Origin of the sequence: Bacillus benzoevorans, from assembly GCF_014207535.1 — a bacterium.
Classification (GTDB): domain Bacteria; phylum Bacillota; class Bacilli; order Bacillales; family Cytobacillaceae; genus Bacillus_BD; species Bacillus_BD benzoevorans.
The window spans coordinates 565,436-589,286 of record NZ_JACHGK010000001.1 but is presented as its reverse complement, the minus strand read 5'-3'; the positions used below and the strand labels follow the sequence as shown (position 1 = coordinate 589,286).

Annotated in this window: 20 protein-coding genes and 2 pseudogenes; 7 read left to right on the top strand and 15 right to left on the bottom strand. The window is 38.5% G+C overall.

Going from position 1 to position 23,851, the window contains the following annotated elements; all coding sequences use genetic code 11:
* Positions 1-7: 7 nt before the first annotated feature.
* The 3 genes from HNR53_RS02945 to HNR53_RS02935 form a co-directional block, all read right to left on the bottom strand.
* Positions 8-205, bottom strand: coding sequence for a hypothetical protein (locus HNR53_RS02945; protein ID WP_184522576.1), 198 nt, complete (start codon positions 203-205; stop codon positions 8-10).
* Between the two features lie 362 nt (positions 206-567).
* Positions 568-759: a hypothetical protein gene (locus tag HNR53_RS02940; protein ID WP_184522574.1), complete on the bottom strand. Its 192-nt coding sequence runs from the start codon at positions 757-759 to the stop codon at positions 568-570.
* Positions 760-948: 189 nt separating this feature from the next.
* Entirely contained in the window at positions 949-1,476 is a 528-nt protein-coding gene (locus tag HNR53_RS02935) for a nitroreductase family protein (RefSeq protein ID WP_184522572.1), read from the bottom strand.
* 220 nt (positions 1,477-1,696) lie between these two features.
* On the opposite strand from HNR53_RS02935, the gene HNR53_RS02930 reads away from it, so the two are divergent.
* A complete protein-coding gene (locus HNR53_RS02930; protein WP_184522570.1) occupies positions 1,697-2,317 on the top strand; it encodes a hypothetical protein in 621 nt (206 codons plus the stop codon).
* A 37-nt stretch (positions 2,318-2,354) separates the two neighbouring features.
* Here the strand turns inward: HNR53_RS02930 and HNR53_RS02925 are convergent, their stop codons facing one another.
* Entirely contained in the window at positions 2,355-3,731 is a 1,377-nt protein-coding gene (locus tag HNR53_RS02925) for an MFS transporter (protein WP_184522568.1), read from the bottom strand.
* 717 nt (positions 3,732-4,448) lie between these two features.
* On the opposite strand from HNR53_RS02925, the gene HNR53_RS02920 reads away from it, so the two are divergent.
* Entirely contained in the window at positions 4,449-5,516 is a 1,068-nt protein-coding gene (locus HNR53_RS02920) for a GIY-YIG nuclease family protein (protein WP_343065255.1), read from the top strand.
* A 48-nt stretch (positions 5,517-5,564) separates the two neighbouring features.
* Here HNR53_RS02920 and HNR53_RS02915 read toward each other — a convergent pair whose 3' ends face one another.
* The 6 genes and pseudogenes from HNR53_RS02915 to HNR53_RS02895 all read right to left on the bottom strand — a co-directional run bounded on the left by HNR53_RS02915 (position 5,565) and on the right by HNR53_RS02895 (position 12,416).
* On the bottom strand, positions 5,565-6,584 hold the full coding sequence (locus tag HNR53_RS02915) for a protein-glutamate methylesterase/protein-glutamine glutaminase (protein WP_184522566.1): 1,020 nt from the start codon (positions 6,582-6,584) through the stop codon (positions 5,565-5,567).
* Between the two features lie 33 nt (positions 6,585-6,617).
* Complete coding sequence (locus HNR53_RS02910; protein ID WP_184522564.1) at positions 6,618-7,433, bottom strand: CheR family methyltransferase; 816 nt, start codon at positions 7,431-7,433, stop codon at positions 6,618-6,620.
* 87 nt (positions 7,434-7,520) lie between these two features.
* Positions 7,521-8,210 (bottom strand): annotated as a pseudogene (locus HNR53_RS23610) (methyl-accepting chemotaxis protein); the annotation flags it as partial.
* A 261-nt stretch (positions 8,211-8,471) separates the two neighbouring features.
* Positions 8,472-9,413, bottom strand: a pseudogene (locus tag HNR53_RS23605) (HAMP domain-containing protein); the annotation flags it as partial.
* Positions 9,414-9,624: 211 nt separating this feature from the next.
* Positions 9,625-10,116 (bottom strand): chemotaxis protein CheW, encoded by a 492-nt coding sequence (locus HNR53_RS02900; protein ID WP_184522561.1) that lies wholly within the window; start codon positions 10,114-10,116, stop codon positions 9,625-9,627.
* Positions 10,117-10,340: 224 nt separating this feature from the next.
* The gene (locus tag HNR53_RS02895) at positions 10,341-12,416 is read right to left on the bottom strand and encodes a chemotaxis protein CheA (RefSeq protein WP_184522559.1); all 2,076 of its coding nucleotides are present in this window, start codon (positions 12,414-12,416) and stop codon (positions 10,341-10,343) included.
* Between the two features lie 321 nt (positions 12,417-12,737).
* Here HNR53_RS02895 and HNR53_RS02890 point away from each other — a divergent pair, with 321 nt between their 5' ends.
* From HNR53_RS02890 to epsC, 4 genes are all read left to right on the top strand, one after another.
* Entirely contained in the window at positions 12,738-13,463 is a 726-nt protein-coding gene (locus HNR53_RS02890) for a hypothetical protein (RefSeq protein WP_184522557.1), read from the top strand.
* Positions 13,464-13,707: 244 nt separating this feature from the next.
* Positions 13,708-15,039, top strand: a complete 1,332-nt coding sequence (locus HNR53_RS02885; RefSeq protein ID WP_184522555.1) for a bifunctional folylpolyglutamate synthase/dihydrofolate synthase — start codon at positions 13,708-13,710, stop codon at positions 15,037-15,039.
* A complete protein-coding gene (locus HNR53_RS02880; RefSeq protein WP_184522554.1) occupies positions 15,032-16,375 on the top strand; it encodes a bifunctional folylpolyglutamate synthase/dihydrofolate synthase in 1,344 nt (447 codons plus the stop codon). The genes HNR53_RS02885 and HNR53_RS02880 overlap by 8 nt, the downstream gene beginning before the upstream one ends.
* 224 nt (positions 16,376-16,599) lie before the next feature.
* Positions 16,600-17,520 carry a serine O-acetyltransferase EpsC gene (gene epsC, locus HNR53_RS02875; RefSeq protein ID WP_184522552.1) on the top strand — a complete coding sequence of 307 codons (921 nt, stop codon included), beginning with the start codon at positions 16,600-16,602 and terminating at the stop codon, positions 17,518-17,520.
* A 76-nt stretch (positions 17,521-17,596) separates the two neighbouring features.
* Here the strand turns inward: epsC and HNR53_RS02870 are convergent, their stop codons facing one another.
* Positions 17,597-18,076, bottom strand: a complete 480-nt coding sequence (locus HNR53_RS02870) for a DUF456 domain-containing protein (protein WP_184522550.1) — start codon at positions 18,074-18,076, stop codon at positions 17,597-17,599.
* Positions 18,077-18,231: 155 nt separating this feature from the next.
* On the opposite strand from HNR53_RS02870, the gene HNR53_RS02865 reads away from it, so the two are divergent.
* Positions 18,232-19,005, top strand: a complete 774-nt coding sequence (locus HNR53_RS02865; RefSeq protein WP_184522548.1) for a DUF1189 domain-containing protein — start codon at positions 18,232-18,234, stop codon at positions 19,003-19,005.
* A 53-nt stretch (positions 19,006-19,058) separates the two neighbouring features.
* Here the strand turns inward: HNR53_RS02865 and pepF are convergent, their stop codons facing one another.
* The 4 genes from pepF to ggt all read right to left on the bottom strand — a co-directional run bounded on the left by pepF (position 19,059) and on the right by ggt (position 23,815).
* Positions 19,059-20,849 (bottom strand): oligoendopeptidase F, encoded by a 1,791-nt coding sequence (gene pepF, locus HNR53_RS02860; RefSeq protein WP_184522545.1) that lies wholly within the window; start codon positions 20,847-20,849, stop codon positions 19,059-19,061.
* 135 nt (positions 20,850-20,984) lie between these two features.
* Entirely contained in the window at positions 20,985-21,518 is a 534-nt protein-coding gene (locus HNR53_RS02855) for a chromate transporter (protein ID WP_184522543.1), read from the bottom strand.
* Entirely contained in the window at positions 21,515-22,090 is a 576-nt protein-coding gene (locus tag HNR53_RS02850) for a chromate transporter (protein ID WP_184522541.1), read from the bottom strand. Before HNR53_RS02850 ends, HNR53_RS02855 begins: the two co-directional genes overlap by 4 nt.
* Positions 22,091-22,162: 72 nt before the next feature.
* Positions 22,163-23,815 (bottom strand): gamma-glutamyltransferase, encoded by a 1,653-nt coding sequence (gene ggt, locus HNR53_RS02845; RefSeq protein WP_184522539.1) that lies wholly within the window; start codon positions 23,813-23,815, stop codon positions 22,163-22,165.
* Positions 23,816-23,851 lie beyond the last annotated feature (36 nt).

The following is a 23,851-nucleotide window of genomic DNA, read 5'->3' as shown; positions in this document are numbered from 1 at the left end:
CCTTGCCTTATTTATAGATTAACTGTCTCTCTTTTTCTTTTACTATTTCCCTTGCTGTCATTTCCCTCCTTTTCTTACCATTCGAAAGTCCAACTTTCCTATCTAACTTTTCCGGTTCAGTCCTTTTCTCTTCTACTACCGTTTCTTCCTCCTCCATCATTCCGTAACAAATTTCACAAATATCATCAAATTGTGCGAAAGACAAACTCGCCACCTACTTTCAAAGAATTAGAAGCTTTACTAAAGGTCTCCCCCTCGAAAACAGTTTATGATACATATCTTGAACAAATCACATTAATTTTCTATTCGGGAAAATATTATCATTTTGACCCCATAACGAGTGGTTTTGATTCTAACCCCACAATATAAGGTGTTTTTACATATAGATGATAGATGTCCTATTATCCGATTCGGCCATATTCGATATGGTAATATATTAAACAAACAGTCTTTCTCCATTTCATTTCTTCGTGAAGAGCGGCTAATTTTATCCCTTGCGTTAGCTGTAATAAATAAATCCCCGCCATTCTAATAATGACTGGGGATTTCCTTTGTCTATTTATCTTCTTATACATAAAAAAAACACTTTCCTTTCCCATGTTCGTCCTCTGCATCCTTGAGTTTTTGCCGCTGATTAACAGGACGGGATTTCATCACATACCTTTTTTTCATCCTTGGCTTCGTCTTCACAACTGCTTCATCCTTCTTCAGCATTCCATTGCATATTTCATAAATCTCATTGAAATGTGCGAAAGACATACCAGCCACCTTCTTTCTTTAGATGGAGGAAGTGTTACAACTGAATATCTCCCTCTTCATTTAAATTATATGAACCTATTTACAATCAAACACCTTTATTTTCAGCATATGTATGAACGTTAAACCACTGCGCCAATTTTTTTGCGTATGCAAAAAATAGGAAAGCACTTTATGCTTTCCTGCAATTATCTAAATATTAAACTGATCATAATTAATTATAGATTCCCTTGGCGGCAATTCTTTCGCTGGCGGTTCTTCTTCAGGATAACCAAAACCTAAAATGGCAATGATACGGCGATCACTTGGAATGGCAAGGGCATCACGAACGAAATCTTCTCTATTCTTAGACTCAGCCGCATCGTCCGCATGGTACACAGCACCAAATGCAGCACCAATATTTAAATCCACTGCCGTTAACCAAATGAACCCGCTTGCAATAGAAGCATCCTGCAGCCAATATTTACTTATATCAGGCCGGCCGGTGATAATGATTGCCGCTTGAGCATCCCTAAGCCAGGGGACAAAAGGAGTAGATTGAGATAAGTGCTGCAAAGTTTCACGCTTAGTGACTAATATCAATTCCCTTGAAGGTAAATTATTTCCTGTTGGGGCCAAATATCCTGCATTCAATAGCTTTTCAAGTTCCTCTTTTACTATTGGCTTATCTTGATACTTGGTTATTTCCCGTCTTTTTTGAATGACATCTATGATATTCATTATCTTCATCACCCTTCTTGTAATCTTCGCTCCTTATTAAAATACAACTAATCTGCTCGGAATACAATAAAGATATATCTATTTTACATATTTTAAATGAAACATTTAATCGTTATTTAGAAGAAGCACATGCCATTCGCTTTTTTTACGGGATTCATTATCTTTCTACTGAGAGCATATCCTTATTTAAAAGGAGTTTCTCCACGGAAGGGGTGATGTGTTGACATTTGAGAAAATGCTTCGGGTGTTTGGCTGGTTTTCCATTATTGGCGGGCTCCTCATTACTTTAGTGCAGCCCTGGATTCATTTAGATCCACATTCATTTATCGCGGCTTATTTTTATCTTTTGGCATTTATCTTTATTGCCATTGGACTAATTGGACACTACCTTATTCAGTACAAAGACTTTGGCGGCTATGGTCTCTTTAGCTTTCTCCTTTTATCTATCAGCCTATATCTCTGGATTGGCTATCATTGGTTTCAAACATTTGTCTATTTTGATCTTTTTAAAAATATTCCGGACTTGTCAAATATCGTTTTACACAGTATGGAATATGGGAAACACCTTGCAATTTATTCGATGTTATCAGGCATCCTGATTTTTTCAGGGCTCTCATTATGGAAAGGAATTCTTTCAAGATGGAGCACTGCCTTGCTCTTACTTGCACCTTTCATGATCTGGATTCCATATGGTTTGATTGCAGCACATTTTCTTGGAGGCGTTTCCTTTATATGGTCAGGAATTACCTTGTGTAAGGGGAATGCAAAAATGATAGAAGAAAAGGATGGGGAAGAACAAAATCGAGAACAACATGAAAAAATGCTTGAAGCGAACCAATAAGAGGTTCGCTTCAAGCTTTTCAAATGTTAATTATCGTTTAATTTAAAGCACTTGCCTTTTGTCCTTTTTTCTCTGCATCAGCGAGATTTGACTCAGCCTGATTCAGAACATTTGACGTAGAATACTTATCTTGGATTAGAGAAATTGAAATGGCAGCAATTAGTCCGGCAACAGCAAATACCACAAAATTCATGAAATTAGGCAATGTAAGAGTTAAAAGGAAACCGCCCAAGATCGGTCCAAGCATACCTCCTAATCGTCCTACACCTGAAGCAATCCCAATCCCCGTTGATCTCATTTCTGAAGGATAGAAAGATGTTACATAGGCTTGAATTAATACTTGTGCACCTGTTGTAGCTGCACCCGCAATGGCTACTAAGATGAAAATAACAACTGAATTTCCGCCAAAACCTAGTAAAGATAAAGCAATGGTACCGGCAATATAAGTCGGAATAAGTACGCGTTTGGAACCATATTTTTCACAAAGGCTGCTAAGAGTAAGAATACCGATAACCGCTCCGCCTTGAAGAGCAATAAGGAATGTTAAACTTGAATTTAGTCCATAACCAGCCGCAATCATTAACTTAGGCAGCCATGTGTTTAATCCGTATACCATTAGTAAAGCACAGAAGAAAGCAAACCAGAATGCCACAGTACTTAATGCACGGTTTTCTTTAAACAACCCAACAACAGGAACTTTTGTAACGTTTACTTTTTCTTCTACAATTTCATCATTTGCATTAAATGTTAAAGCAGGATTGATTTTATTAAGTGTAGCAAATAGTTTTTCTTTCTTGTTCGTTCTAACCAAATAGCTTGTGGATTCAGGAAGCTGTGCCATCATGAATGGCAGGGCTAATAACGGTGAACCCGCTACCCAAAACACGGATTGCCAGCCAAAGTTTTGAATTAATAGAACTCCTAAAGTTGGTGCCATTGCTCCACCGACAGCAAAACTTACTAATGTAAGAGAGACTAATTTAATTTTCATTTTATTTGGAGCATAGTCTGTAATTAATGCAGCAATGTTCGGCATAATACCGCCAAGTCCTAAACCTGCAATAAAGCGATAGATAGAGAAGTGAGTAGCATTATCTGCAAATGCGCACAAAAATGTGAATAAACTGAAAATTGCGACGTTAATTAATATTACTTTCTTTCTACCTATTTTGTCTGCCAGTATACCAAATAGAATGGCACCAAACATCATTCCAAAGAGCCCATAGCTTCCCATTGAACCCGCAACGACCGGATCTAATTTCCATTCTTCCATTAATACCGGTAATACAGTTCCATAAACCGATAAATCGTAACCATCAAATAAAATCACCATAAAACTCCAAATAAACAATGCTACATGAAACCGATTAAACTTACTTTTTCCAATTACTTCAGTTGGATTAATTCTTGCCATTCAAACTTCCTCCAATTTTTTTATTTTTTCAATTTTTAGAAAATTCAGTAAATAAAAAGGATACAAATTCTAATATTTTATAACAGCAGTTCTCGACCAATAACGCCTGACTCTTATGATTTCCGATACAAAACTACGTATGAAAGTCACCCCTTGCATCCAGTCAAATCTGTTAATTGGTAAGACTAACTTCCACCTCCTGAAATATTTAATTCACTTTTACTTTTTTCAGTATATTTATAATCCTTATAATAGTCAATTGATTTTAAATGTTATTATAGTAAAATTTTTTATTATATAAAAATATCCTTTAATAAATGCGTCTATTTCAAAGAAATATTTATAGATCGTAATTTTCGACAGTGCTATATTACCTAAATTGGATATTTAATCGAACATCCTTATTCCTATAAACAAAAGTTACTATTAGTAAAAAAGGATTGTTTTCACTATCATTCACAATCTATTTGAAACTTAAACAACGTACAAATAGTAGATTTACTATAATGTTAAGTCGATTCTGTTCTATATTTTGTGAATTATCTGATAATTAGTACAATATTCCCGTTTTTTCATTACCCATTGAAAATGCTATAAAGGCTCTCACTTGATGATGATTTGCAAAGAAATTGTTCATCTATTGTTCATTTGATCTTTGGTATAATTTTTTACAGAATAAGATTCTTAGAATGAGACAATGTTTGAAAGGTGAATATCATGGTGAATCTAAAAGAAAAGATTAAAAACCTTCCCTTATCTCCTGGTGTATATCTAATGAAAGATTCCACAGGCAGTATCATTTATGTGGGAAAAGCGAAAATATTAAAACGGAGAGTACAGTCCTATTTCTATCACTCTATCAATCATTCTCCAAAGGTCATGAAGCTCGTTCAGCAAATAAAGGATTTTGACATTATCCAGACTGATACGGAATTCGAGGCTTTTATGCTTGAATGCCAATTGATAAAGGAGTTAAAACCATTTTATAATTCGCTAATGAAAAACCCTTTATCATATGTCTATATCTCTATCAACATGAATAGCAGTCTGCCAGAAATCGTCATCACAAATGAAGCAATCGAAAGAAACGGTTATTATTATTTTGGTCCATTTACAAACAAGAATACTGTGAAACGAGCAGTAGAAGGAATAAAAGACTTTTATAAAATCAATTGCAGTGCTCCGGCAAATCAAGGTTCCGCCTGCTTAAACTATTCTTTACACTTATGCATCGGTATGTGCCGCGGAGGATCCGCAATCAATTTGTATCGTAGGATTGTTGAAAAATTAATGGCTCTATTTGCCGGTACTGACATAGGGATTCTTGAAGAGCTGCAGCAGAGAATGGTGACTGCTTCTGAAAATTGCCACTTTGAAGAAGCTGTAAAATGGAGGGATTGTATGAACGCTATCCAATCACTCCTGCATAAAGAACATATCATCCAGTTTACGGAAGAAAATAACCATATTATTGCAGCCGAACTCTTAAACCCAAATACGATAAAATTATTCTTGATTTATAGAAACCAGATTATATTTAGCAAGAAATACGTTCTAAAAAGCATGAATTTAGAGATTCTTAAGGAAGAAATTAAGAACCAGATTCATTCCCATGATAACCATCCCCATAGAACAAGTAAGGATGAAATAGATGAGGCACAAATCATTTATCATTATTTAAAACATAGCGGCAGCAGATTTTTTGTTATACCTGACAGTTGGTCTCTGCATGAATATGAGAGAAATATAGAAAAACAGCTTTTCCAATTAATCCTAAAAGAATAAAAAAGCAGGGAATACGTTCTCTCCCTGCTTTTCGGTTGATGAAACTACTTAGAGCATAGATAATAACAACTGAGGAATTCGATTAAGTGGGGCCTGTTTCTCGACAGCACCGATAGTTTGTGCCACTTTCGGCATTCCATAAACAACGGAAGACTCTTCATCCTGTCCGATAGTCCTCCCGCCCACTCGTCTTATTGATAACAGGCCTTTTGCTCCATCGTTTCCCATGCCTGTAAGAATTACACCAATTGCCTTGCTTCCAGCTTCTTTTGCGACTGATTCAAAAAGCACATCTACAGAGGGACAGTGACCATTCACTTTATCGCCTTCCTGAACTTCGACTTTATACTGCAATCCTATTCTTTTTATCCTCATATGCTTGCCACCTGGTGCAACCAAGACTTTTCCCTGCTCTACATAATCCCCATGCTCCGCTTCCTTAACATTCAACTGGGTCATGTTATTCATTCTTTCAGCAAACATTTTTGAGAAAACAGGCGGAATATGCTGGGCTATTAAAATACCGGGTATTGTCGGAGGAAGACTATGTAAAACACTGAAAAGAGCCTCTGTTCCTCCAGTAGACGCGCCAAACGCAATAATCCGGCTGGAGTTGATTTCTTTAACGGTCCCTTTTAGCTGTTGAGAAAACGCTTTTGGCAATGTCACCTTTGAAATGGCAGCTACTTTTATTTTTGTGATTAAATCATGCAAAAAATCCTCGACGTTATGGCGGGAATACATATCCGGCTTTGAAACAAAGTCCACTGCACCGACATTCATAGCATCAAATACTGAACTGCTTACCGTACTTACGACAATGACAGGTAATTTGTATTGCGGCAGAAGCCTTCTAATAAACTCAATTCCATTCATTTTAGGCATCTCCACATCACAAATCATGACATCAGGATGATAGGCTAGTATTTTGTCCCTTGCATCAAATGGATCTACGGCTTTAGCAACTACCTCAATCTTCGCATCAGTTGATAAACCCATGGCTAACACTTCTCTAAACAAAAGAGAATCATCTACAATTAATACTTTTATCTTACGATTTACTCCCATTCCAATGACCTCGCTTGCTGCGGAGTGTATTCATTATTCCTTTCTATATACCGCTGGCATTATATATTTAAATTTCGTACCGCCCCCATTCAGAGATTCTGAATGACCAATAAACAAGTAACCTCCTGTCTCTAAATGGTCATAAAACTTATTGACCAGTTTTATTTTTGTATCATAATCAAAATAAATCATCACATTTCGGCAAAAAATGGCATGAAACTTTCGTTTAAAAGGAAAAAGATGATCCATTAAATTGAATCTCCGATAAATGACTTCACTCTTTATTTTATCTTTTATCCTATAATTTTGCCGATCATATTTATCTAAATAATTCAATTTCCAATGGGAGGGAAGCTGATCGATACTTTCTTTGCTATAAACTCCCTGTTTAGCAATTTGGAGTACTTGGTCGGAGATATCAGTGGCCAGGATTTTCGTATCCCATGTCTTTTTCTCTTCAGCAAAAAAAGCATCAATAATCATTGCAAGAGTATAAGCTTCTTCCCCGGAAGAACAAGCTGCACACCATATCCGCAAATCTTTATTTTTAACGGTCGCTTTAAGAAAGGGAAGGACCTGATCCCTAAAAAAATAAAAATGATCGGACTCTCGCATAAAAAATGTATGGTTGGTTGTAATTTTATCAATCATCGTATTGACAGCGGAGCCGCTTTTATCGGCAATGACATATTGATAATAATCAGTAAAGTTTGTAAATCCCTCCATTTGCAGGACATTTTGCAGACGGCCCATGACAAGTGCCTTCTTTTCCTTTTTTAAAAAAATACCATAATTTACTTTTATATATTCGGCTAATTGTTTAAATTCTTTATCAGTAATCGTAATCATCAATGACCCTGCCTTACACTAGTAGATAAATAAATAGAGAGATGATACACATTCTGACGTATAGAATGGCCATCTCTCTATGGTTTGTTAATATTTCCCGAATTCACTGTCACTTAGAACAATCTGTTTCGCAGCTGCAACTTCAGCAAATGAATCATTTTGATGATCTGGCTTTCTCCGTTCATTCATTTGTTCAAGTTTCTTCATTACCTCAGGCTTTATTTCCTGTAATCCTTTGTAGCTTTCCGCATAGCCATTTATTTTTCTAAGCTTAAATTTTGTTACCTGTATTTTCAGCATTTCTGCCTGGCTCGCCAGTTCTTCACTTGCCGCAGCACTTTCTTCCGAAGTGGCTGAGTTTGTTTGAACAACCTTAGATATTTGCATCACCCCTTGATTTATTTGCTCAATAGCTGAAGCCTGTTCGTTCGAAGCCGTTGCAATATTACCGACCAGATTCGCTACGCCTGCAACCCCTGCAACAATCTTGTTTAGGGCAGCAGCAGTTTCATTCGCTATATTCGTTCCATCTTCTACTTTATGAATTGAGCCCTCAATCAGATCGGTTGTTTCCTTCGCGGCATTTGCTGATCTAGCAGCTAAATTTCTAACTTCCTCCGCCACTACAGCAAATCCTTTGCCATGCTGTCCGGCCCTTGCTGCTTCGACTGCAGCATTTAATGCCAGAATATTAGTCTGGAAGGCTATTTCATCAATCACTTTAATAATCTTGGAAATATTGCCGGAAGCAATATTGATTTCTTCCATCGCTTTCAGCATTTCTGCCATTTGGATATTTCCCTGTTCGGCATTGGCTTTCGCGTCCATGGCAAGGTTATTTGCATTCCCTGCATTTTCGGCATTTTCCTTTGTTTGCGATGAAACCTCCTCTAGTGAAGCGGTCAATTCCTCAATGGAACTGGCTTGTTCAGTAGCTCCCTGCGACAGAGCCATGCTTGAATCAGATAACTGTCTGGAACCTGATGCTACTTGCTGGGAGGCGCTGTTAATTTCATACATCATTTCATTCAATGCTTGGTCAATATTATTTAATGATACTTTGATATCTTCAAAATCCCCTCTGTATTCTCTTGTAATCAGCACATCCAAATTTCCATTGGCCATTTCAGTCAGTACATGGGAAATTTCATTCACGTAGGAGGATAATGTACTGATGCTGTCATTTAAGGCGTATTTAATTTTCGCATGATCCCCTTTATAGTTTCCTTTCACGCTTATCTGTAAATTACCTTTTGATAATTCATCAAGTACGCCGGCAGCTTCATTTATCGGTTCAATAATAGCATCGATCAGACCGTTCAAACCTTTCATCAATGCTGACCAATCTCCATGAAAAGCCTGTGCATTTGCCCTTTCACTTAATCTTCCTTCTTGGGCGGCGATGATCAGCGTATGAACCTCAGTATTGACATCAATTAGATTCTTACGCAGTGCTTCGATATTGTCATTGATAAATGCCTTTTTACCAGGAAATTTTTCCAGTTCAGCCTCGAAATTCCCTCTGGCAAACTCTGCGATGCAGGCCATTGCTTTCTTCTTCACACTGATATGACCCTGTACCATTTTATTTACACCCGAAGCCATTGTCTTGTATGCCCCTTGGAAACGGTTTTCTGAAACAAATACATCGATATCCCCGGCATCATGCTCGTTAGACATATTCTCCATTTCCGCGATCAGCTGGCGCAGTGTTTCAATCACATTTTTGATACTCTTTGAGAGAATATCTTTATCTGATAGTACTTTCATATCAATATTTAAATCCCCGGCAGCAATTTTATCTGCCGCTTCGGCTTGTGTACGATAATTATGAACAATTTTAGAGAATGATGAGATCAAATGGCCTATATCATCCTTAGCCTTATACTCAAGCTGCACATTTAAATCACCAGCAGCAAGTTTGTCTGCTGATTCAGTTAACATGGTTAGCGGCTTATTGATTATTTTTGCCGTAACCATTCCGATAGATGTAGAAATGGCGATGGCAATAACTAAAATAAGCAGGGAGTAAAGTACGGTTAACATGCTCATTTCTTCAGTGTACCTTGCAATGATTGCCCCACTAACAATACCGATGATTCCTGTAATAGCTGTAACAAATAGAAAAGTCACGAAAAGCTTTTTGGTTATGGTCAGATTTCGAAACCCGTTCACCTCTTACCCCTTCTTTCTATAAAGTGATTAATTCTTCAACATCGTTTTCGTCCAGCAGTTTAATACAGTCAAGCAGCAGCTTTACACCACTTCCAACCTTGCCAATTCCCTTTATGTATTTATTGCCTGTTTTGTTTACTTCAGGAGGTGGCACGATTTCTTCATCCAGTATAGAAAGAACTTCCGAAACACTGTCAACGATAAGTCCTATTGAAATCTCACCGATGTTAACCACAATAATACAAGTCCGATCATTGTATCCCCGAAATGGCTTCTTAAAGCGGAGTCTTACATCCATAACAGGGATGATTGTACCTCGTAAATTGATGATGCCCTTAATATAATCTGGCAGTTCAGGAATTTCCGTTACAGGCTGAAGTCCGATAATTTCAGTTACATACTTAATTTCAATTCCATAGGATTCTTCGCCTAACTCGAAGGTCAAAAACCTCCCTTTTTGTGTGTCTTCCTCCTCTTCAAGAAGCTCACGCACTTCTACCTTGCTCATTACCATCTCAGCTCCTTTATCAAATTCGCCCCGTCGAATTTGCGCCCGATTTTTTTCGAGCTCGCTCGAAAAATTTCCTTTAAAAAATCGAGGCATCCGCCGGAGGCTTAACTTCATTCAGCCGGGATTTGGACCCCCACTGATTGGAAAACTTTTTGCATTCATCTCCCACTTATAGAAGTTGATGACTTCTGCTGAATGAAGTTAAAAACTGTGATTTCATCCTAGCTAGTAATAATCGCCTGTTGCACCTTTAAGTTGACAAGACCTCCAATATCCAGGATTAAACTGATGCTTCCATCTCCGAGCAGCGTACACCCTGCAAGCCCCTGAATTTTCCGTTTGTTTTTAATATAATCTGGCAGGGTCTTGACCACTACTTGCTGCTGTCCGACTAATTCGTCGACAAACAAACATAGGATGTGATTGTCTTGTTCGACCATGATGAAAATGCCCTCCATAAAATCTGTTATTTCAGTATGGACTCCATAGCATTCATGCAGTCTGAGAATCGGATAGCAATCTCCTCGTACCATGATTATTTCATTGCCATCCGGATCTGTGAAAATATCTTTCTTTTCTGGCCGGAATGATTCTTTAATGGTCGTGATCGGTATCGTATAACGGGAGTTTCCGACTCGGACATTCATTCCGTCAATAATGGCTAAGGTCAGGGGGATTTTTAAGGTAATCGTTGTCCCGGCCCCTTCGAGGCTGTCAACCGAAGCTGATCCTCCAACAGCTTCTAAATTCCTGGTCACAACATCCATCCCTACTCCCCTGCCGGAAAATTCAGTAATATTCTCTTTCGTAGAGAAACCCGGAATAAAAATAAGGTTATAAATCTCTTTAACACTTAATTCACTTTCTGGTTTCGATATCAAATCATGATCTTTTGCCCGTGCAAGCAATTTTTCCTTATTCAGCCCTTTTCCGTCATCACTGATCATGATCAGTACATCGCTGCCTGAATTTTTCGCTTCAATGGTAACCGTACCCTTTCTCTGCTTTTCTTTCGCCTCTCTTTCTTCTCCGTTTTCAATCCCATGATCAATTGAATTACGGACAATATGCATTAACGGATCGGAAATATGTTCAATAATATTTTTATCCACTTCCGTTTCTTCCCCAATAATCTGCAGTTTTACTTCCTTCCCCAGCTTTTTGCCCATATCCCGGACAATTCTGTGCATTTTATGAAATGTATTGGCAAGCGGTACCATTCGTATCGACATCACCATATCTTGAATTTCAGTCGTAATTTTATGTAAGTGTCTTGAAGCCTTGTGAAAGTTATCTATCTCCAACCCCTCAAGATCCGGATTCTGGATGACCATTGCTTCCGCAATCACCATTTCTCCAACTAAATCCATCAGTTTATCCAATTTGGCTACATTAACACTGATAATACTTTGAACATGAGAGGAATGAACTTCCTTTTCCTCCTGAAGGACCGCCTTAGCCGTTTTAATGGGATTGTCATATTGTACAGGCTTTTTTTCTTCTGCAAAGAGTCTCTTAATTTCCTGATCGTCTTCGAGTTCGACCAGCCGCAGTTCCTTTAAAAAAATGGTCTGTATAAAAAAATCGTACATTTCTTCATAGGACTGTTCTGTTTTTACATAGATAACAAATCCTTTATCTTTTATGATATTTACGCTCTCTCCATCTTCAATGATGTCTTTTGGGAGATGATATATTTCTTTTATAAATTCCTTAAGATGGCTGATAATAGCAAAGGCACGGATATTTTCCATTTCACAGCCGTCTTTAAAAAAGATAGTGGCTTTGAAGATGTTTTTTGGTAAGGATTGGAGAGCGCTTTCATAACAATCTGAAGTAATATGGTTTTCTAATCGTTCAGCTTTTTCCGGGGGAGCGGAAATGCCATTTCCTTTTAACACTTCCAGCAAATTTCTGATATGGCTGATTAAATTGCCGGCATCTCCATTTGCTGCATCCTCATTCTTAATTTTTTCTAGTTCAACCTTAATAAAGTCTACCCCGGCGAGAATATGGTCATTTATACTGGATGTATCCAAATTCTGCGGCTGTTCTTCGCGAATAAAGAAAAACAAATCCTCAATGGCATGAGCTAGTGTAGATATATGCTCAAAATGCATCACCGCTGATGAACCTTTGATCGTATGCATATGGCGGAATATATCGTTGATCACTTCAAGGGAATAACCGTCATATTCCTCGCTGGAGAGGATCGCTTCTTCAATTTGTTCAATATTTTGCGCAGTTTCAAAAATATACATATCTAGAAATTGTTCATTCGAATGAAAATCAGACATATCCACACCCCCCTTTGTCCTAATTAAGCAAGCGGAAGAAAGTGACTTTTTTACTATTTTATCTTTATTATAATGAAGAATTCTGTATAGGTAAATAGATGCAAAAGAGTTGAATTGTGACAATTTTAAAATTAAGTCGTTATCCATAGGATAAACTTTTTACAATATATAGAATTAGATAATCAATTTACTATCAAACTCATTTACAATAATGGTAAAGACAGCGCTGTTATGCACATATAAATAGTTAACGGGATTGTCTGCATCTGGAGTCAAAACAGTTGACAGCAACTCTGTCTTCATTAAAGGGGGAAATTATTGATGAGGAAGAAAAATGAAATAAGCGGATCGGGGAACACTATTCATTCGAGCAACACCTCAATTTTAACCAATCTTACTGACAAACCTTTAGCTAACCCTGCAATGCTCGGATTAAGCGGAAGCATCATCTGGTTTCTATTGATGCTGTTCTTTATTGTGAATGATTTACTCATTAACCGGGTAGAAGCATACTCCATTTTTGTTACAGCTGATATATTGAATATCACTCAAGCTTTGTTTCTCTTTCTATTTATCCTATTTCTTTATAAACAAGGTATTTATTTTCATCATAAAAAGCTTTTTTTCATGATTATGGTTGGATTTGTATTAAGACTCGCGGGGAAAATAGTGGATGGATTTACTTATTTTCTGATTGATTTTGAAGCTGCAGGGGAAACTCTTATTACAGGACTATTTATTATCTCCGACTTGTTGCATTTCCTTGGGGCTATTGCGATTGCATCTTTTATGCTTATTTTATTTAAAAAGGAACATAAAACATCTTATAAAGTGATTGGCATTTTAGGATTCATTTTTGGGCTGCTCTATGGAGGCACTTATATCTTCTTGTTTCTCCTCGATGCCGGTATAATTGATATTGTATATATTCAAATCACTAGATCCATTTCCTTAATCTCTTCCCTCGTGTTGATTTTATATTTTATAAATCTGCTTAAAGATAGTGTAAAAACGCAAAAAACTGCAGGAAGTTCATTAAACGCCTAGCTTGATGCAAAACATTAGAGGGGATATCCCCCTCTAATGTTTTCTCAAATTCATAAAATACTGGATTTCCCTGCATTAAAAAGTCAAATTCTTCTATATCCTCAGACGACGAGCCCCTTTTTTGCATCATTAATTTTACTGGTACCATTTTGACCGATAATGACGCTAAAATGGTTTATATGCTAGAATAAGGAAGAAAAATTATTTTAGAAAAACTATCTTAGAAACTTAAATAGGAGTCCTAATGATGAATAGTTATGAACAAGCCATCCAATATTTAAGCCAATTTTATAAGCGTACCATTAATCGAAGAAATGAGCACCATCTTCATATTATGAATGAGTTATTAGAGCATTGCTCCATCAATCTGGATGAGTTCCAATTTGTTCAAATTGCCGGTTCATGCGGCAAAGGATCTACAACATTTCTTCTCTCCAATATGCTTCATGAAAACGGAATCGTACACGGTGTCTTCACCGGACCTCATCTGGCTAAATATGAAGAAAGATTCCGTATGAATGATGGGCAAATCAACGAGGAAGAGTTTTCACAGATAGTACTCGATATCGCCGATAGATTACGCAGTTATCCCCGTTTTCAAGAGATTGGGCATATGCATGTGATGGTGTTAATCGCACTGTTTTTTTTCACAAACCATCATATTCAGCTTGTCATCTTTGAAAATGGCGTCGGCGGTGCTTCCGATCCATCGAATGTTTTCAATCCGATCGTTGCCATCTTAACGGAAATAACACTTGATCACTGTCATCTATTAGGAAGCTCTATCGAAGAAATCACACAGGATAAGCTGCACATCGTGAAGAAAGAGACTCAATTTGTTGTCTGCGGCATGAAAAATCCTGCTGCCAGGACGATTGCAGAAGAAAAAGAAAAGGAAGCCAATCAACCCTTTGTTTTTTATGAAAGAGATTACCATTCCGAAAATGTTCGTACAAGTGTTCAAAGTAATCAATTTGATTATAAGGGAATGGACCTTATTTTAAATGAGATCTCTCTGCCTCTTCTCGGCGAACATCAGGTTCAGAATACTTCGAATGCACTTGCTGCTATCGAGTGCCTTTCGCAGCTGGGATATGATTTTGCGTGGGAGAAAGTTAGAAAAGGAATCGAGCACACTGCTATCCCCTGCCGAATGGAGATGGTCCGGCATCATGGGATTTCATTCTTGTTTGACGGAGCCCATAACAGCCTGGAGCTTGAGACCCTGAAAAAGAATATTCAAACATTGAATTTAGACATTTCAAAAATAATCATGACCGTTTCATCCAATAAGGATATTCGCGATATGATGCAATCAATTTATCTCGAAGGGACCGAAATCCTTTTAGTACCCAATCCCTTTATTGAAAGAAGAGTCAGTTTTTCGGAAATCACTTCTCAACTAGATACATTAGGACATGTAAACTATCGGACATTTGAAAATATCGAGTCATCCTTACAGTATCTTTATCAAAATGCCGCCAACATTAATGGGACCGTATTAGTGACTGGGTCGCTTTATTTAGTCGGAAGAATTAAAAATATCATCAATCAAGGGGATAATTATTTTGCTTAAATCAATGAAGGAAGCTGAAGACCTTATCTATCACTCATATATCAGGGCTATCGGAAATGTTCTTGAGAAAAATGACGAAAAAGTAAGAAAACCGGAGTTAACCAGGCAACTCTTTGATCTCCTGCAGTCTCCTGATCAGGGACAAAGATATATTCTTGTTACAGGAAGTAAAGGGAAAGGTTCAACCTCCCGGATGATTTCTTCCATCCTGGCACATTTAGGCTTTAAAGTCGGTTTATTTTCCTCACCGCATTTAGTTCATTTTAACGAAAGGATTAGAATAAACGGGAAAGCAATAACAGATGAAGATTTTATCCGTTTAAGCAATCAAATACTGGAACCTGTTCGGACGATACAGGAAAAACTTCCTCCCGATCAATATATTGGTCCAATCGGCATTAATTTGGCCATTGCCGTACAATATTTTAAAGAAAACGGGACCGATATCAATATCATCGAATGTGGCAGAGGCGGACAATTTGATGATACAAATATTTTACATAATGAATATGCCGTGATTACCCCGATCATGGAAGAACATATACCCAATCTGGGACCAACGCTTGAGGATATTGTTTCCCATAAGATTGGCATCGTGAAACAGCATACAAAAGCGGTTTATATTAGCGAACAAATCGGGACCCTTTCTATCATAAAGGAAAAGCTAAAGAAACTCACTGCTGTGAAAAAAGCCTATTATAATATGGACTTTTTGGCCAGCCATGTATCGCTGAGTCCTAAAGGAACTCAATTCAATATTCAAACAAGCAACGCTTCCTATCAAAATCTTAATCTCCCTCTCTTGGGAAGTTTTCAAGCTGTGAATGCAGCAACTGCGGTCAAAGTATGCGAGGACATCATAAATGGTCCAATCCCTTATGAAACATTAGCGAAATGCTTGCAAACTCTGCAATGGCCGGGAAGATGCGAGGTCATCGATCATGATCCAACCGTGATTTTGGATGGTACGATAAACCGGCAATCGGCACTCTATTTGCAGGATGTTCTTCAAAGTATTGGCAGCAGCAAAATTGTAACAATCGTTGGAGTACCTGCCAATAAGGATTATAAAGGGGTTATTAGAGTATTATCAGAGTTTTCCTCTAAGATTATCGTGACAAAACCTGATATTTCTCATTTAATTTTTCCTGAAGATGCCGGGGAGTACGCAAAGTCCTTGCTGCCTGCTTCCGCTGAAACCAGTCTGTTAGTAAATGCCATTGCATTAGCGAAAGAAGATCAGGATGTCGATACCATCCTTATCGCCGGTACACAGACCCTGATTGCCAATGCGAAACGTTTATGGCATCAATCCCTGCTGGATATCGGGATATAACCCATGATTCATTCAAATCACGAAACACTAGTTCATGGAGTAAATAACAGATACTAATATTAGAAGGCTTAATTAAATGTTTGCCATTTTATTAAGCCTTCTTTTCCCTTTATAAAACCGTTCAATTACCAACACTTACAAAAATAACAAAGTATTTTTCATCAATATTTTAGCCCTGATTTCCTAAGATTATGGTATTATTTTGTTCAGGAGGGTTGCTCAACATGAAACTTAATGAATGGCTTAATAATGAAATACCGAATATTTCAAAATCCTTGGAAAGTATCAATCACAGTCATTTTTTTATTGACAAAACGATTGGTTTCGCAGGCAAAGAAAAAATATATAAAATTCTCCATCAATTCCGCTCCTCACTATTTCCAGGAGTATATGAAAAGTATCCGATTGATGAAACAAAGGTTAATATTATCATCGGGAATAATCTGCGCACTGCGGCATTAGAATTGAGAGATCTGATCAAGAAGGCCTTAGTCAATAACACTGACATTCAAGATAAATCCCAGGATGAATGTGAAGAATGTAAAATAAAAGCAACTGATATCGTCATAAAACTTATCAATAAATTTCCGGAAATCCGGCAAAACTTACAAACTGATATTGAGGCAGCATATAACGGAGACCCAGCTGCTGTGACAACAGAGGAAATTCTGCTAAGCTATCCTTCCATTGAGGCTATTACGATACACAGAATTGCCCATGAGTTATATGAAATGCATGTTCCGATCATTCCGCGGATTATGTCCGAATACTCTCATCAGCGAACAGGAATCGATATCCATCCTGGAGCAGAAATCGGTCATCATTTCTTTATTGATCACGGCACAGGAGTCGTCATTGGTGAGACGTGTACAATAGGAAATCATGTCAAAATCTACCAAGGTGTGACGCTGGGGGCAAAAAGCTTTTCGCTTGATGAAGAAGGAAAGCCGATTAAAGGACTAAAACGGCACCCTAATATTGGAGACAATGTTGTCATTTATGCTGGTGCAACAATCTTAGGGGGCGATACTACGATTGGTCATGATTCCGTTATCGGCGGTAATATTTGGCTGACTGAATCCGTTCCTCCCTTTTCAAAGGTTTATAATATTCAACCATCACCCACCATTAAAAACGGAAATTAACGAACATACCTGAATCCTTTGCGCTTGGAATAGTGCTGGATTCAGGTATGTTCTTTTCCCTGCTGCAGGAATGGCATTACACTAAAAAGAAAAAGTATATCACCATGGCTGCCTGAATGATCCCTTTTGTAATGACGCTGCTGATAAAACCAACAACAGAACCAAAGCCAATTTTGATTGCGTCCTTAAATCCTATTCTATGCACAAGTAATTCTGCAATCACAGCACCGATAAACGGTCCTAGAATAATTCCAAGAAAAGGAATGACAAACGGACCGACTAACAGTCCAATTGTACTTCCCCAAACCCCCGCTTTCGAGCCGCCAAACTTTTTGACACCAATCATATTGGAAATATAATCGGCCCCAAACAGTAAAATAACAAATAGCCCTTGAACTAACCAGAAAAACCAGTTAAAAGGTTCAAAGGAAAACAGAAAGCCATATAACAGGAAACCCAGTAAGATAAACATAACACTCGGGATTACCGGATAGATTAAACCCACAAAAGCAATAATAAATGCAAGAATGATTAAACCCCAATAAACATATTCCATTCCTCTTCCTCCTTTCGCCATTTTTCGTGCTATAATACATTGAAACTTCAAAATATAACAAATACAGACCTATTATAATTTATCATGCTTACAATTGTACAATTTCCTGCTAAAAAGCTACAATATAAAATGAATCTCAACAAAGGTGTGTCAAAATGAATATATTTAAGCAATTAATTGTCAGTCTTTACTCTCCAAAGGATATTGCAACATTTCAGCATCAAGGGATTGGAAAAACCATTCTTTATGTCTTTTTATTGGTCTTGATTTCTGTTCTGCCAAGCGTTTATTATTTTAACACTTCCATGACGAGCGGTTTTACTACGATTAAAGAAACGTTAGAGAAAGAACTGCCATCATTTACGATTGAAAATGGGGAATTAACTTCTGCAGAAACTTCACCGATTACCGTTAACAAAGGCGATTTGACGTTTATCTTTGACAGTACCGGTACAGTGACTCAGCAAGAAATTGCACAGGACAATAACACGATTGCCTTTCTGAAAAATGAATGGGTCTATGCTGCTGCAGGTCAATCACAATCTTTTGCCTATACGATGATGGGGATTACGACGATCACGGACAAGGATTTATCCAACTTTTTATCTTCAATGGAGTCCATGCTTCCTGTGATGGTGCCTGTTACTGATGCATTCATTTACCTATTTTCATCAGCGATGAAATTTATTGAAGTATCCTTATTAGCTTTGTTCGGTCTTTTGCTGCAAAGCATGGTGAACAAAACGATTCAGTACCGTCATCTATGGCGTCTCTCTGCCTACTGTGTCACACTGCCAACCATTTTCTTTACGATCATGGAAAGTGTAAAAACCATTGTACCAGGGGGTCTCATGATTCACTGGTTTGTCGCTCTCATTATGTTAATGCTGACTTTAAAGGAAATAATTACACAAGATGTCTTAGATTAAAAGATGAATCCCCCAACGCAAGAGGCATTGGGGGATTTATTATTGAACAATAATTACATCTTTGAGAATTCCTCCACCAGATCAGAAAATTTCGCCAAAGAACTTTCAATCGGTGCAGAAGTTGTTAAATCCACACCCGTCTTTTTCAATAATTCCAGCGGATAGTCGGAGCTGCCGCTCTTTAAGAATTCAATATAGGATTTTAGCGTATCTTGATCACCTGCTAGGATCCTTGTGGCCAAATGAATCGCCGATGTATACCCGGTAGCATATTTATAAACATAGAAAGGACGATAAAAATGCGGAATTCTTGACCAGCCATATTTAACTTCATCATCAAAAACAACTTCGTCTCCATTATATTCACGGAATAACGATTCATATATACTGTTAAATGCCTCCGCATTCAAAGGCATGCCTTTTTCTGCCATTTCGTGGGTTATTTTTTCAAATTCCGCAAACATCACTTGAGTAAAGAATGTACCTTTATATTGATCAATGAAATGGTTCAGAAGATAGTAACGAACCTTTTCATCTTTTTCATTATTTAAAAGATAATTGATTAACAGAACCTCGTTGACAGTTGATGCTACCTCCGCAACAAAAATGCTGTATCGTGCCGTTATTTGCGGCTGATACTGTGAACTAAGCTTACTGTGTACACCGTGGCCGCATTCATGCACTAAAGTAAATAAACTGTCTAAATTATCCTGATGATTCAGGAGAATATAGGGATGAACACCGTATACACCCAAATTGTAGGCACCGGATCGTTTCCCCGGAGTTTCTCGTACATCCAAATAGCGGGCGTTTTTAAACTCATGTAAAATTTTGCTATAATCTTCACCGAGCGGCTGCAGTGCGCTGCACATTGTTGCAAAGGCTTCTTCATAGGGAATGACTCTTTTCACACCGCTGACGAGCGGTACACTCATATCGTAAGCACGAAGCTCATCCAATTGAAGCTTCTTTTTACGGATTTTCATATATTGATGCAGCGGAGCAATATGCTGCTTGGTTGTTGTAATTAAATTTTCATAAACATCCTTCGGAACACGATCGCCAAATAATCCCTTTTCTAACGCAGAAGGATATTGACGGATTTTGGCTGTTGTGGCGTTATTTTTGATTGCACCAGATAAAGTTGCCGCAATGGAATTTTTCAATTGTACATATGGCTGATAATAGGCTTTATAGGCCTCGCGCCGTTTATCCCGGTCTTCATCCTCCATGATTTTCGCATACATGCCTCTTGTCAGTTCTAACTTTTCTCCGTTTTCCCCTGTCACTTCGCCAAACTTGATATCAGCATTATTAATCATGCCAAATACATGACTTGGTACAGATAGTGCTTCACCCATTTGAGAGAGGATTCCTTCCTGCTCCTTGCTTAATACATGGGATTTATAGCGGAAGGAATCTAATAAGTCCTCTTTAAAGTAATCGAGGCCTTTTTCTGCTGCTATATATTCATGCAGCGTTTCCTCCTCAAGGCTTAATAAGTAAGGCATAAAAAAGGAATTCGCCGCACTTATCTTTACACTCAAGCTTTTGGCACGATCTATTAACGATTGTGCTTCTGTATCTCTCGTATCCAAATCACCCTTTAACATCGCATAGGCATAAAGCTTATTAAAAATAAAGGATAGATCTTCCTTCAGTTTCAGATATTGAAATAATGAGGATCCATCATGAATAGCTCCATCAAAATCTTTTAGTTTTTCATTCATTTGTTCAATCTGATGGTAATCCTCATCCCATTTGCCGATGTCAGCATAAATATCTTCAAGATTCCACTTTTCCTGTTCCGGTACTTCATTTCGACTTTTATATGTGATAGTCATTCAACCACTCCTTTAGTATTTACTTATTGTATTTCCAGCCCTTCCTATTATGGTTATTATATCATGCGCACTTGCTGCCCTTAAAATTTAAGCATATTTCATCGGATAATCTGAAGGCGGATTTGCTTTGCTCCATTATGAACCTAAAAATACGGCGCCAAAGATGAGTCCTCCTGCAATGACAAACGCCGGATGCACCTTCCACTTTTCTAATAATAATAAACTGATACCGGCAATAAACACCGTCACCCAAATACCATTAGCATGATAAGATGTATTGAAAAAGTCAAATGTTAATGTCCCCATTAATACAGCAACTGCAGGCAGCACAATCTTAGATAATCTTTTTACTCTTGGCGAATCTTTATACTTGTAAATAAGATTTAACAGCATAATCATTAAAAATAAGGAAGGACCCGCCGTAGCAAAAACAGCAACCACTGCCCCCCAAATCCCACCTACTTCAAAGCCAATGTAACCAGCCATTTTCGTGGCGATCGGACCCGGCAAAGCGTTCCCCAGCGCCAGCACTTCACTAAATTCGCTTGTGGTCATCCATTGATAGCGGTTGACTACTTCATGCTCAACCAGCGGTATCGATGCCGGGCCGCCGCCATAACCAACTAATCCGGGTATTAAAAACGCAATAAATATGTGAAAATAAATCATAGGCTCTCCCTTTTTTCATCTGCATTTACTTTCTTTTTCTTATCTGGAATCGCTAGCGCAATCACTAATAGGGATCCGACGACAATACCAGGATGGATATGGATAAGGTTCATGGCAATCAAACTCGCCGCCAGAAGCAGTATTCCCACTTTCCAACCCAGCCCTGCTTTTGTCTTTTTTAAAAACTGCCAGGTTAATACTCCCATCATGACCGCTACAATGGGAACAACCGCCCTCGTCATACCAATCACCCTTGGATTATCCTTAAATTGATTAAATGAAGTCAAAAGGAGCAGCATCAGAATAATCGTTGGTAAAACAGAAGCCGTCAATGCTGTGATCATTCCTAATCTGCCGCCAACACGATATCCGATATATCCGGCCATTTTCGTATTAATCGGACCAGGAAGGGTATTCCCCAATGCCAAGATATTGCTGAATTGCTCGTCATCCATCCATTTAAAGGTGCCAACCACCTCTTTATGGACAAGAGGAATCGCGGACGGTCCGCCGCCAAAACCGAGAATCCCCGAGCGAAAAAACGCTATAAATATATTCATCTGTAATTTCATCAAATAACCACCTTAATTCTGCCACACATTAATGGGATTAATTCACTCTGCTTCATGCCTTGCTGCAGGCGTCTAATATCCAATTGCTGCACCGTCACCTCTTGGATCGGCCCCGCCAAATTTTACATTGGTAACCGGATCGATTTTAATCGCTCCGGCATGCCCCATCACATCGGAGAATGGTTCAAGCACATCCATTCTATGCCCTCGCGCTTGAAGAGTATGAATGATCTTACTATCAATTCTTCCTTCGATTTTTAAACTGTTGGACGCCGCCCCCCATGTTCTGCCATACAGCCATCTCGGCGCTTCAATGGCAGCTTGGACCGAAAAGCCATAGTCCAGGATCCGTGTGACAAGTGCAGCCTGCGTCTGAGGCTGTCCTTCACCGCCCATCGTGCCATAGACTAAATACGGTCTTTCTTCTTTAAAAAGCATGGCTGGATTCAATGTATGGTATGTCCGTTTCCGAGGCTGCAGACAATTGACAGCTTTAGGATCCAAGGAAAAAAAGCTTCCCCTGTTTTGTAAGAGAACACCGGTATTTTTCGGAATGAAACCCGCCCCATATTCATGATAAATGCTTTGGATAAACGAAACCGCATTGCCATCTTTGTCAACCACGCCAAACCATACGGTATCCCCTTTTGGATCTAACGGTTTTTCCAAATTTAAGACTTTATTGAATTGAATTTTCCCGGCTAATTCTTTGCCCCTTTCTACGGACAATAATTCAGCCAATGGAATAGGAGAAAACTCAGGATCGGTTAAATACTGATCCCGATCAGAGAATGCCTGTTTAATAGCCTCTACTAATAGATGATAATACTCAGCCGTCCCTTCTTCAATGGATTGCAAATCAAACTGGTTCAGAATATTTAATATCGATAGGGAGGCAAAACCTTGCGTATTCGGAGGAAGGTTATAGACATCATATCCTCTGTACTGGACTGAGATTGGATGGACCCAATCCGAAAGATGCTGCGCGAAGTCTTCATACGTTAGCATCCCTCCGTTCTCTTGCAAGTCCCGCACCATTTCCGTCGCTAACTCTCCTTTATAAAAAAACGCACTGCCCTCCGACGCAATTCCTTCTAAAGTAAGTGCTAAATCATGCTGTTTCATCATTTCCCCGGCACGGTAGGAAGTACCATTTTGTTTTAAAAAGATTTTGCTAAACTCGGAATAACGCTGTAAATGCCTAAATTCATCATCGCTGTTGTCTAAATTTACATTGGTCCAATATTCCTGACTTGGTGTGACAGGAAAACCTTCTTTTGCATACTGAATGGCAGGCTTGAGCAAATCACTCCAGCGATGATTTCCCTTCATCCTTTTTATGGAATAGGCAAATGCCTGATCCCAACCGGCGACTGCCCCTGGAACGGTATTCGCAGCCAATGCACCCCGTGATGGGATTTTCTTAAAACCTTGCCTCTGATAAAAATCAATGGTTGCACCTTGGGCTGCTCTCCCGCTGCTATTTAACGCCTTTAATTCTTTATCGTATGTATTATAAATCAACCAGAAATTATCTCCGCCAACTCCATTCATATGAGGATAAACGACTCCGATGGCAGCGGCGGCCGCGATAGCTGCTTCTACTGCATTTCCTCCCTCCTGCAATATCTTTAACCCTGCCTGTGATGCCAGATAATGCGGAGCAGTAATCATACCATTAGGTGCCATCGTTGTTGGGCGGTAGGATTCAGTCCTTCCTCTCATTTTCTCTCCCCCATCATGTAAATTAAGGCTGTTCCA

Coding starts and splice junctions, on each gene's coding strand:
- HNR53_RS02940 (WP_184522574.1), bottom strand. CDS start 759: ATGTCTTTCGCACATTTCAATGAGATTTATGAAATATGCAATGGAATG.
- HNR53_RS02935 (WP_184522572.1), bottom strand. CDS start 1,476: ATGAATATCATAGATGTCATTCAAAAAAGACGGGAAATAACCAAGTAT.
- HNR53_RS02925 (WP_184522568.1), bottom strand. CDS start 3,731: ATGGCAAGAATTAATCCAACTGAAGTAATTGGAAAAAGTAAGTTTAAT.
- HNR53_RS02920 (WP_343065255.1), top strand. CDS start 4,449: ATGGTGAATCTAAAAGAAAAGATTAAAAACCTTCCCTTATCTCCTGGT.
- HNR53_RS02915 (WP_184522566.1), bottom strand. CDS start 6,584: ATGGGAGTAAATCGTAAGATAAAAGTATTAATTGTAGATGATTCTCTT.
- HNR53_RS02910 (WP_184522564.1), bottom strand. CDS start 7,433: ATGATTACGATTACTGATAAAGAATTTAAACAATTAGCCGAATATATA.
- HNR53_RS02900 (WP_184522561.1), bottom strand. CDS start 10,116: ATGAGCAAGGTAGAAGTGCGTGAGCTTCTTGAAGAGGAGGAAGACACA.
- HNR53_RS02895 (WP_184522559.1), bottom strand. CDS start 12,416: ATGTCTGATTTTCATTCGAATGAACAATTTCTAGATATGTATATTTTT.
- HNR53_RS02890 (WP_184522557.1), top strand. CDS start 12,738: ATGAGGAAGAAAAATGAAATAAGCGGATCGGGGAACACTATTCATTCG.
- HNR53_RS02885 (WP_184522555.1), top strand. CDS start 13,708: ATGATGAATAGTTATGAACAAGCCATCCAATATTTAAGCCAATTTTAT.
- epsC (WP_184522552.1), top strand. CDS start 16,600: ATGAAACTTAATGAATGGCTTAATAATGAAATACCGAATATTTCAAAA.
- HNR53_RS02870 (WP_184522550.1), bottom strand. CDS start 18,076: ATGGAATATGTTTATTGGGGTTTAATCATTCTTGCATTTATTATTGCT.
- HNR53_RS02865 (WP_184522548.1), top strand. CDS start 18,232: ATGAATATATTTAAGCAATTAATTGTCAGTCTTTACTCTCCAAAGGAT.
- pepF (WP_184522545.1), bottom strand. CDS start 20,849: ATGACTATCACATATAAAAGTCGAAATGAAGTACCGGAACAGGAAAAG.
- HNR53_RS02855 (WP_184522543.1), bottom strand. CDS start 21,518: ATGATTTATTTTCACATATTTATTGCGTTTTTAATACCCGGATTAGTT.
- HNR53_RS02850 (WP_184522541.1), bottom strand. CDS start 22,090: ATGAAATTACAGATGAATATATTTATAGCGTTTTTTCGCTCGGGGATT.
- ggt (WP_184522539.1), bottom strand. CDS start 23,815: ATGAGAGGAAGGACTGAATCCTACCGCCCAACAACGATGGCACCTAAT.